This is a genomic window from Dissulfurimicrobium sp., from assembly GCF_049968175.1.
In the GTDB taxonomy this organism is placed as follows: domain Bacteria; phylum Desulfobacterota; class Dissulfuribacteria; order Dissulfuribacterales; family Sh68; genus Dissulfurimicrobium; species Dissulfurimicrobium hydrothermale.
This window is the reverse complement of sequence record NZ_JBMFRG010000007.1, coordinates 36,087-45,635: the sequence shown is the minus strand read 5'-3', so window position 1 is coordinate 45,635 and position 9,549 is coordinate 36,087. Positions and strand designations below refer to the sequence as shown.

Sequence of the window (9,549 nt, the reverse complement as noted above, 5' to 3'; positions counted from 1 at the left end):
TACTGAAGTCTATATTCTGTTTAATTTTTAGATAAATTTCTTTTATTTCATCTTCTTTACTAAAAATTGCCTCTTTATCTAGAAAACAATCGGTACAATATTTACAAGTATGTGTATTTTTACATTTCACCTTTTGTTGCACAAAAAATGCATATATGGCCATATGAATAGGAAACATGTGTAAAATTTTATTATGATAAGAAATTGTAGCATTGGATAGATGAAGAATTATAGCAGGTTCTTTGTCATAAATAGCTAAATCAGATAGTTCAGATGGAGATATTGGATGAGAAAGCATTTTTGGGTCAAGGTGTTTACGAATGGAGATGAAAGGAATGGAGATTAATTCGATCTTGGCGTATTTGGTGTTTATTACATATTCAATTCCATTGTTGTTTCGTACTGCTATATTTTTGGATATCTTGGGAGGGTACCAGAAGTCCCTACACTGTTCAAATTCAGGCGTGACCAGCACGTGATAGATACGATCTTGGGGTCTGCCATAGATTTGCGCCGCCAAGGTCAGGCAGCTGGTCATAGTCTTCCTGCCGCCAGCTACTAAAAAGAAGACCGCTGAATCGGGATCCGAGGTCAATTGATATGCAAGATCTATACAGGTTTGAAGTAAAATTTTGTTGTCTTTGGGGGTGATGATATCGTCCAGTTCATTGCCTGTTTCATCCTTGAGAACATGTATCAGATGAGGGCCGAATTCTATGTCGTTTTCAGGTATGCCGAATTCCTGCATAAATGCTAGAAGTTTGCCGTCCATCGGGGAAAAGAGTCCGGCAAGAATCCTTTCCTTGCCGGTGCGGGTGGTGATGATCTCCAGGCGTGATATAGGCCTGCCCTGATGCCAGAGGGCATAAAGGGCCTCGGTGATGACCTGGGGAGAGAGTCCTGAAGCGGCAAGGAGTATGTTCTTCAAGACTCAGCTCCATTCTATTTGGATCCTGCCCAGACCGAAGGAGGTCTGCTTGCCGAGGTTGACCACCTCGCAATAGCGCAGAAACGGCAGGAATTCCTCAAGATCCTCACCTTGGTATATGATCTTTCCCTTCAGACCGCCTATTAGCATGGGTGTCTTCTGATGGCTGCTGTAGCGAGGAATATCTGTCCAAGAACAGTATCTAAATGCAGTCCGCACCCCTTGCGCCCTCTTCACTAAGCCTTTGTAGTCCAATGCAGGCTCACCGTCGCCGTATGCCGCCTCCAGCTCAGAGATTCGACGCAGCGCCCCTCTAATGATTACATGAAAAGGAAGTTCATTTTGAAGACGATTTTCTGATTTGAGGCGTACCGGAGTTATGCAGGAAATGCTGATCTCCCGGACATGAGAGACCGGGGCCGGTTCGATTGAAAGATCAAAGGGTTGGCTTACAGGCCTGAAGTCGCCTCCTTTATATAAGATGAAGTCGCCTTGTTTGACCATATCGAGACTGAATCTCCCTGCATTCCGGGTGGAGGCGCCCCTTCCTATACCGTTTTTGCCCATTTCTTTTACCGCATAGATGATGTATGGCAGATAATCGTTGCCGCGGCCGAACAGAAGCAATGAAAAGGACATATCATCTCCCGGTTTAAAGGAGCGCTGGGTTGAATCAGGCGGTCTCAGTACATATGGAAGTGGGCGGTGGGGGGCATGATGGGTTGGCGGGCTTGATCCATGGCGGGCCTTGGCTTCAAAGATAAAGGCGTATGCGCAATTTTTAGACAACAGACATTCTGCGCAGCTTTTGAGTCGAAGGGCGCATGCAATGGCCTTCAAGGTATGGCCAAGGCCCCCGCGAATAGCCGAGCCTTTAAACTCAGGAAGTACTGCCTGGGACTCGAATAAGCAATGGAATTTATATACGCCGACGTGCATGGCAGGTCAGATCCCCCTCTCTCGAACTATCTGTTCAACTTATCAAACCATAATATTATTATAACAAAAATCGATTTTTAAAGACACCAAGGAAAGATTTGCGGATATCTTAAAGAAGGCTTGTGACCCGGATCCATTGTCCTTTTTCATATCTTTTATTTAGATCACAAAGAGCTTGAGATTTGCAATGTCATTAATTATGATGGGCAAAATTTAAGATCTGCGTCTGGTCAGAGGTCTAATTTATCCATACTTGTCCGTCGTTCAGCCGAGGCTGATTTATTTCTGGCCGAAGGGGTCTAATTTTGTTTTTTATCATTCGATCAGGATAATTTTTTATGAATGACGATAATAAGGTAAGGCCAGTTGCATTCTATTTTCCTCAATTCCATGCGATACCTGAGAATGACGAATGGTGGGGCAAGGGTTTCACGGACTGGGTCAATGTAAAAAAGGCAAGGCCCCAGTTTAAGGGTCACTATCAACCCAGGGTGCCGCTAGGCGGCCGTTATTATGATCAGTCCAAAAAAGATGTAATCGCATGGCAGATCGAACTTGCAAGATCTTACGGTCTCTATGGTTTCTGCCACTATCACTACTGGTTCGATGGAAAGCAGCTTTTGGAGACACCGACCAATATCTTTCTTGAGTCAAAAGAGCTTGATTTCAATTTTTGCCTTGCCTGGGCCAACGAGACATGGTCCCGCCGATGGGACGGCAGGGATCATCACATCCTCATTCAACAGACCCATATACCGGATAAGGACAGATGGCTCGCCCACTTCAGATACCTCATAAGGGCGTGGTCCGATGAAAGGGCGATAAAAATAGACGGCAAGCCGGTGTTCCTGATCTACAGGGCGCATCGCATAGAAAATATCGGTGAGATGTTTGACTTCTGGAGGGAGATGGCGGCTAGAGAGGGCCTGAAGGGCTTATATTTTATTGCCATCAAACAGTATGAGTTCCCTGTGCCTGAGGTGTTGAAACATTTTGATGCCGTGGTCAACTTTCAGCCTTTTGAGGCGGTCTATTCGCCCGATTTCCCTGATAAGAAGATCATGCAGACCGGACTTGTACAGCGTTTCCGCATACTGCCTGAAAAGCTCTTGGATATATTGAGATCGATAAGATATTTCTTGTTCCGTTCGCTTACTTTTTATGATTATGAAACGGTCTGGAGGCATATCCTGCAAGAGGATTTTATAGAATGCGGGCTTCCTGTCATTTCAGGTGCATTCGTGGATTGGGACAATACGCCCAGATACGGGAAAAGGGCTAGGATATTTCTGGGGGCATCGCCCGAACGCTTTGAGTTTTATTTTAAAAGACTTGTCGAAAGGGTTGCAAAGAGGCCTGTGCAGGAGCGTTTTATCTTTATAAACGCATGGAACGAATGGGCGGAAGGGGCCTATCTAGAGCCTGACGAGAGATATGGATATGGATATCTCAAAGCTGTGAAGAGGTGTCTTGGATAGGCCTGGCCGCCATTTTGGCGTCGGAGGGCTTACCCGCCGCGGTGTATGGATAGCCGTTGACCTGGGCGGAGGGGTTTTTTGTTTGAGATCCCATTCCATCTGCACAGTTCATTGACGGTTATCTTGTATTCCCGTGCTATACTGCTCAATGTATCTCCTTTTTTGACCTTATGTGTAGCCACGGCATGGATACTGTGTCCATGCCGTGCCCTGTTGTTTTCTATCCTGGCCCTTTCAATTCGTTTTTTTGCCTTGGCTTTAGGGCTGCTGTCTACTACAGGCGGCAACCACCTTGAAACGGCCTCCTTGAGGCCTTCGACCGCACCGTTCGGCACTGTAAAATTATAAGTACCCCTTGGTATAACATTGCCGATTATCCATGGGTTCAGTTTCAAAAACCATCTATACGATACACCTGCTCCATGTGCCAAGACAGAGACGGGTATGGGGCCCTTCTGGATTGTTACGGAGGCTGTGTCCGTGCACTCCGGTTCATAAAGGCGGATGCCCTTTGTATCTATACCATAGGCTGACGGGTTTTCCATGATAAGTTTCGCTGCAATAGCGCGGAATACATAACGTTCGGTTTCTCTCGGCAGTTTAAGGCCGTAAAAATCCCTTTCGCCTTGCTCCTCCATAGCCTTTAATATCCTGTTTGGGCCGGCGTTGTAAGCCGCCAATGCAAGGGACCATGAACCGAGGGATGCCTTGAGTTCTGAAAGGTGAGTAAGCGCGGCCTGTGTAGCAAGCTCCCAATGACGTCTTTCGTCTATGCAGTCCGTCTTTTTCAGGTTGCACGATTCACCAGTGGCTTCCATGAACTGCCACGGCCCGGTCGCTCCTGCGGGGCTTACTGCATCAGCCCTGAGATTGCTTTCTATTAGGGCTACGTATTTCAGGTCTTCAGGTAGGCCCATCCGCCTTGTCATGCGCTCTATCATCGGAAAATACCTCGGGCTTCGTTTGAACCAAAGCACGGCGTCGATCTGTTGTCCAAGTATGACTACAAGTTCGGTATCAAGGCGTTCCAATACATCTTCCTTGTTGAGCGGTACAGTCTCTCCGCAGAATTCAACCTTAGCTGGGATATATAAATGGAGGAGTCCTGAGATAGGGGATGTATCAGGATTGGTCGATGCTTGAACAGGTTTGATTAGCAAAGAGATTAAAAAGAGGGTGAGGCAATATGTAAAAATGAAGGAGATGACGTTGGGCCGCCACATATGTGATCTTTCCTATTTTTTTAAAAGATTAAAAATTATCTATTTTTACGTTCAAATTATTTTATCAACAAAAAATAATAGTGAAAAGTAGTTAAACCTTCGAATAAAAAATTATCTTGACAAGATACTATATATTGTGGTTTTAATAAATATTAAATACAATATTTTGAAAATAAAAGGGGGTAAATATCATGGCGACTGCTAGATCGGTGGCGTTGGGTACAGAAAGGCCTCTTATCAGGCCAGTTACAAAAGAACGGACCGCTCCTCCTGCAGCAACAGCAAAAGAAGATGAATCTACAGACAAGGCCCTCTTTGTCAGGACTTCCGATGAGAGACTTAAGGGCTGGGAGAGGTCGAGGATCGTCGATGCGCTGATTCGAGAGACGCTCATAGACAGAGATACGGCGGAAAGAATAAGCCTTGAAGTCGAAGGGTTCATCCGTTCATCTAGGATAAAGACCGTTACGGCGCCTCTTATCCGGGAGCTTGTGAATGCAAGGCTCCTTGAACACGGGCTGGAGGACCAGAGGCGTATGCATATGCGCCTCGGACTCCCGCTTTATGATGTCGAAAGGCTCATTCTTCTTCCTAACAAGGAAAACGCGAACATCCCCCATGGCCCAGAGGCTACCAATCTCACCTTGGCCGAGGGAATAAAAAAAGAATACGCCCTTTTGCGCGTATTCAGCGATCCTGTAGCCGAGGCCCACTTGAAAGGCGATATCCATCTCCACGATCTTGGCTTTATCGACAGGCCTTATTGTTCCGGCCAGTCTCTGGCCTATATCCAGAGATTCGGTCTGAATCTTCCCAATTCCCTTGCAAACGCCGCACCTGCAAGACATCCAGAGGTTCTTCTTGCGCATATGGTGAAGTTTTCAGCCGCCCTTCAGTGTCACTTTGCAGGCGCCATAGGCTGGGATGCAGTGAATCTCTTCTTTGCCCCTTATATCGAAGGCCTTTCTGACCGCGAGGTAGAGCAGCTCGCCCAGATGCTCGTATTTGAATATTCACAACAGGCCGTAGCCAGGGGCGGGCAGGCGATCTTTTCCGACATAAACATCTATTGGGAGGTACCGAAGCATTTTGAGACCGTGCCGGCCATCGGTCCAGGGGGGGAATATACAGGAAAGACCTATGGTTATTATGGGCCTGAAGCGAGGCGGTTCGCCTGGGCGCTATTCGATGTCTATAAAAAAGGCGATGCACAGGGGAGGCCCTTTTTCTTTCCAAAACCGCTTGTCCATATTACAGAAAAGTTTTTCAGGACGGAAGGTTTCGCCGATTTTCTGACTCATATATGTGAGGTGGCGGGCCTCAAGGGAAACACTTACTTTGTCTTTGATAGGGGCGAGACCGCCAAGATATCGGAGTGTTGCCGATTATCTTTTAAACTTGAAAAGACCGACCTTGAAGATGCGAAGGAACCTTGGCGCATGCGCTACTGTGCGCTTCAAAACGTAACCATAAATCTCGGACGGCTCGGCCTCGAAGCAGAAAGCGACGACGCGCGTCTCTTCAAACTCCTCACCGAACGCATAGGCCTTGCGGTCCAGGCGCACAAGGAGAAAAGGGCCTTCATCGAAAGACTGCTTTCCTATGGAGACAAGGGTCCATTGGGGCTTTTGAACATGGATCTTGATGGAGAGCCGTATCTGAGATTGAGGCGCGCCACTTATCTCATAGGCATGACCGGATTGAATGAGCTGGTTCTTGCGCACAAGGGAGAGGCCCTTCATGAATCGGATGCGGCCATGAGGTTCGGTCTTAAGGTGATAGCACATATGAATCTTGTGGCGAAACGGTTTTCAGGGCGCGAAGAGATGCGCTTTGTGCTCGAGCAGACCCCTGCAGAGAGCACTGCTTATCGTTTTGCCCGCCTTGATCTGGACGCCTTTCCCATTCGGGCTAAGAATGTGATAAGAGGGAACATCGATACTGGAGAGGTATATTATACGAACTCAACCCTGTTCGATGTGGGCGCCGATGTGAATCCATTTGATAGGGTGAGACTCGAAGGTCTTTTTCATCCGCTGATAGAGGCAGGTTCACTTACGCATATCTGGCTTGGGGACCATCGGCCCGATCCCGGGGCGCTTTCAGAGTTTGTGACCAAGATATTTCATCATACCCTCAATGATCAGGTGGCGTTTTCGCCTGAATTTACGATCTGCAATATATGCGGCAGGGTTGAGCGAGGTCTTCAAAAGATGTGTACCTTCTGTAAATCTGAAAATGTCGACTTTATTACTAGGATAACTGGGTATTTCACAAGGGTATCAGCATGGAATAAGGGCAAAAAAGGCGAGCTCAAGGATCGCTATAGAAGCTGCATAGGTACGCCTGACGTCGGTAACAACGGCTCACCGGCATTGGGTGTTAGGTTGTAAGAGGAGGACGTATGATACTTTTCACCAGTCGCAGATGCGGTAGATGCAGGGAGATAGAAGATGTATTCAATCTTGGCGCCATTGGCATAGAAAACGTTGTGCTTACCGATGACAACGCGGAAGGTCTTGCCGAGTTGGCGTGGCTCGGCCTTATTGAGAAGGCTAGGGCCTCCCTCCCGATCCTTGTCGACGACAATGGCTTAGTATGCCTGGATCTTGGCGATATAATAAACAATATATCACGTCGCGCCAGGGATGTTCTGACTGCAAGGTTGTTGAGCGGCCAGGGAGGCGGAGACGCGGCGGGGTCTGGGAACACCAGAGGCGGGTTCTGCGAAGACGGTCTTTGCATCTTTCCTTGAGAGATTTCATTCAATGGAACCAAAGGTTGAGATAAAAGGCGTTATCGACGCCTCTTTCGTGGACTGGCCGACAACCTCGGCCAGAGGCAGGCTCTGTGCGGTTGTGTTCTTGGGCGGATGCAATTTTAGGTGCCCATTTTGTCACAACGGCGCGCTTGTCCTGAATCATCGTGACATGCCGTCTATGTCATTCGATTCGGTCCTTTCAAGGCTCGAGAGGCTTAAACCTTGGGTGGAGGCCATATGTGTTACGGGCGGCGAGCCCACTACAAACAAAGGGCTCGATCGGTTTTTACGGGCGCTCAAGGCATCGGGTTTCAGCATCAAGCTCGATACCAATGGATATCTGCCAGAGATCTTAGGGAGAATCATCGAGGAAGGCCTTGTTGATTATGTCGCTATGGATGTAAAGACAATACTGCGCGCAGGACCTTATTCCAACTGCACAGGCGTTTTTGTAGATATCGGCCGGATAAAAGACTCGATAGGGATCTTGAAAGAGTCGACCATTTTTCATGAGTTCAGGATGACGGTCCTGCCGAGATTCCATTCATCGGACCTGGTTCATGAATGGGCGGCTGATCTGTACTTGGGTGTCGGCAGCGTCAGAAAGGGTTTTTTGAGACTGCAAAGATTTTCGCCTGGAGACACCCTCGATCCTGCGTTTCGAAACGAAACGCCTTTTACTGAGGAAGAATTTGCAGACCTTGTCTCCCTTATATCTAGCCAAGCGCCCCCACCCTCAGACCGCGGACGATCTTTCTCATGCGTTCACTCCTGTGGATGAGATCGGCTATATCGCTGAGTCGGTCTTGTTTGAAGAGTTGAAGGGTCTTACAGCGGGCGAGGAGCGGTTCAATGTAATCGCCTTCGAGGCCGTTTTTTTTGAGCGCTATAACCAGTGATTCGCCAGCAAGGAAACCTTTGTCTGATAGGATGTCCGAAACAGCCTCTTTGCCTTTTAAATTTATCAGCCAGACGATGGCTGCTATTATAAATGGGCTCTCCCCGATAAGGGCTATGTTCGCCTCTTTTATTGCATAGCCGTTCCCGTTGAATGAGATGGCGACACCTCCACCTTGTTTTACGATCTTGAGTACCTGGACGTCGGTGATACTGTCCCCAATATAGATGACATCGCTTAATCCGAGGCCGGTCTTTTTGAGACTGTCTTCGACGGCCTTCGCCTTTTCATTTCCGCCGACAGGGTTTACGCCGGCGAAGGCCTGTCCGATCTTCATGGCTGGTATCTCTTGCCAAAAGATGGCGTCGAGCCTTTTGAGCGTCAAAACCTTCTCTTCATCGATGATCTCCTCCCCGCCGGGCATCTTTTTGTGCCATGAGAGCAACGGCATATCTGTTATCTCGCCAGCAATATCTTTGATGCGGTTTACCTCATACGTCTCGGGCTTAAATCCATTCATGTTTATATCGGTGCAGTAAATCCGTTCGAGTGGGAAATCCACAGTCTTCGCCAAGGCCTTGAGATAGGGCCTGTAGCTCGTGCTGATTATAAAAGTAGGGCCGATGGTGGTGAGTCTCTGGAGCATGGGCCCGGCATCAGGCAGCAACGATAATGATTTTTGCGAAAATTCTTCGATCATCCTGTTTGTAGCGCCGTAAGCCTTTAGAAATGGCAGTATAAGTCTGAGTGTATCACCAGCCTTGTAGCCGGGCCTTTTTTCAACGTCTGCAAGGTAGTCGTCATATCTGCTGATCCTTGCAAAAAACTCCCCGCCTTTTGGAATGAACTCCTCACAGAGTTCAAAGGCGTTGTCATTTTGGGTTATCGGTCCTTCGCAGTCTATGTTGATCTGGATCATGTTTTTAACTCACTATTTTTAGTTAAACCGGGATATTGTTTTCGATTATGAGCTTGTCGGCGAATTCAAGTATGAAAGACCGCTGTTCTTTTGTGGCAAAGGCTACGCAGTTGCAACGGATCTTCTTGCGGCTCCTTACGAGCATCTCGAATTTGATCCACGATCCGCCGAGTTCGATGGCCGAACAAAATGGCATGCAATCTTTATGCTCGATCTGTATATTGTCCAGCAACCTTTCAGGGATATGAAACCAATAAAGACCGCCGAGCTCGGATGGTTCACAGGTAAGATTGAGGTATTCCCTGATTCTGTCAAGCTCCCCCTGCCTTAGTTCGTCCACCATGTATTGGCGCATTGATTATAACATCCTCCGCAGAAATTTTAATGAACCTTATCAGACAAA

Annotated in this window: 9 protein-coding genes; 4 read left to right on the top strand and 5 right to left on the bottom strand. The window is 47.6% G+C overall.

The genetic code is table 11. The annotated features are described in order from the left end of the window. Both csm6 and cas6 read right to left on the bottom strand, forming a co-directional pair. Positions 1-928: CRISPR-associated ring nuclease Csm6 (gene csm6 / locus ACP5SG_RS01700; RefSeq protein WP_428121401.1), on the bottom strand; the 928-nt coding region annotated here is incomplete at its 3' end. 3 nt (positions 929-931) lie between these two features. Beyond that, positions 932-1,867, bottom strand: coding sequence for a CRISPR system precrRNA processing endoribonuclease RAMP protein Cas6 (cas6, locus tag ACP5SG_RS01695; RefSeq protein WP_428121397.1), 936 nt, complete (start codon positions 1,865-1,867; stop codon positions 932-934). A 338-nt stretch (positions 1,868-2,205) separates the two neighbouring features. On the opposite strand from cas6, the gene ACP5SG_RS01690 reads away from it, so the two are divergent. After that, positions 2,206-3,345 carry a glycoside hydrolase family 99-like domain-containing protein gene (locus ACP5SG_RS01690; RefSeq protein ID WP_424661370.1) on the top strand — a complete coding sequence of 380 codons (1,140 nt, stop codon included), beginning with the start codon at positions 2,206-2,208 and terminating at the stop codon, positions 3,343-3,345. 29 nt (positions 3,346-3,374) lie between these two features. Here the strand turns inward: ACP5SG_RS01690 and ACP5SG_RS01685 are convergent, their stop codons facing one another. Then, entirely contained in the window at positions 3,375-4,505 is a 1,131-nt protein-coding gene (locus ACP5SG_RS01685; RefSeq protein ID WP_428121391.1) for a transglycosylase SLT domain-containing protein, read from the bottom strand. A gap of 254 nt (positions 4,506-4,759) precedes the next feature. Here ACP5SG_RS01685 and nrdD point away from each other — a divergent pair, with 254 nt between their 5' ends. Genes nrdD through ACP5SG_RS01670 form a run of 3 tightly spaced genes read left to right on the top strand, consistent with a single transcriptional unit; the run spans position 4,760 to position 8,110 of the window. Beyond that, entirely contained in the window at positions 4,760-6,961 is a 2,202-nt protein-coding gene (gene nrdD / locus ACP5SG_RS01680; RefSeq protein WP_237888401.1) for an anaerobic ribonucleoside-triphosphate reductase, read from the top strand. Between the two features lie 11 nt (positions 6,962-6,972). Then, positions 6,973-7,323 (top strand): hypothetical protein, encoded by a 351-nt coding sequence (locus tag ACP5SG_RS01675; protein ID WP_237888400.1) that lies wholly within the window; start codon positions 6,973-6,975, stop codon positions 7,321-7,323. Positions 7,324-7,336: 13 nt separating this feature from the next. Then, complete coding sequence (locus ACP5SG_RS01670; protein WP_237888399.1) at positions 7,337-8,110, top strand: anaerobic ribonucleoside-triphosphate reductase activating protein; 774 nt, start codon at positions 7,337-7,339, stop codon at positions 8,108-8,110. On the opposite strand, the gene ACP5SG_RS01665 is transcribed toward ACP5SG_RS01670, so the two are convergent. Together ACP5SG_RS01665 and ACP5SG_RS01660 are read right to left on the bottom strand one after the other, a co-directional pair. Beyond that, entirely contained in the window at positions 8,046-9,146 is a 1,101-nt protein-coding gene (locus tag ACP5SG_RS01665; RefSeq protein WP_237888398.1) for a hypothetical protein, read from the bottom strand. The genes ACP5SG_RS01670 and ACP5SG_RS01665 overlap by 65 nt on opposite strands. 22 nt (positions 9,147-9,168) lie before the next feature. Beyond that, entirely contained in the window at positions 9,169-9,501 is a 333-nt protein-coding gene (locus ACP5SG_RS01660) for a hypothetical protein (RefSeq protein WP_237888397.1), read from the bottom strand. Between the last annotated feature and the right edge of the window lie 48 nt (positions 9,502-9,549).

Coding starts and splice junctions, on each gene's coding strand:
- cas6 (WP_428121397.1), bottom strand. CDS start 1,867: ATGCACGTCGGCGTATATAAATTCCATTGCTTATTCGAGTCCCAGGCA.
- ACP5SG_RS01690 (WP_424661370.1), top strand. CDS start 2,206: ATGAATGACGATAATAAGGTAAGGCCAGTTGCATTCTATTTTCCTCAA.
- nrdD (WP_237888401.1), top strand. CDS start 4,760: ATGGCGACTGCTAGATCGGTGGCGTTGGGTACAGAAAGGCCTCTTATC.
- ACP5SG_RS01675 (WP_237888400.1), top strand. CDS start 6,973: ATGATACTTTTCACCAGTCGCAGATGCGGTAGATGCAGGGAGATAGAA.
- ACP5SG_RS01670 (WP_237888399.1), top strand. CDS start 7,337: ATGGAACCAAAGGTTGAGATAAAAGGCGTTATCGACGCCTCTTTCGTG.
- ACP5SG_RS01665 (WP_237888398.1), bottom strand. CDS start 9,146: ATGATCCAGATCAACATAGACTGCGAAGGACCGATAACCCAAAATGAC.
- ACP5SG_RS01660 (WP_237888397.1), bottom strand. CDS start 9,501: ATGCGCCAATACATGGTGGACGAACTAAGGCAGGGGGAGCTTGACAGA.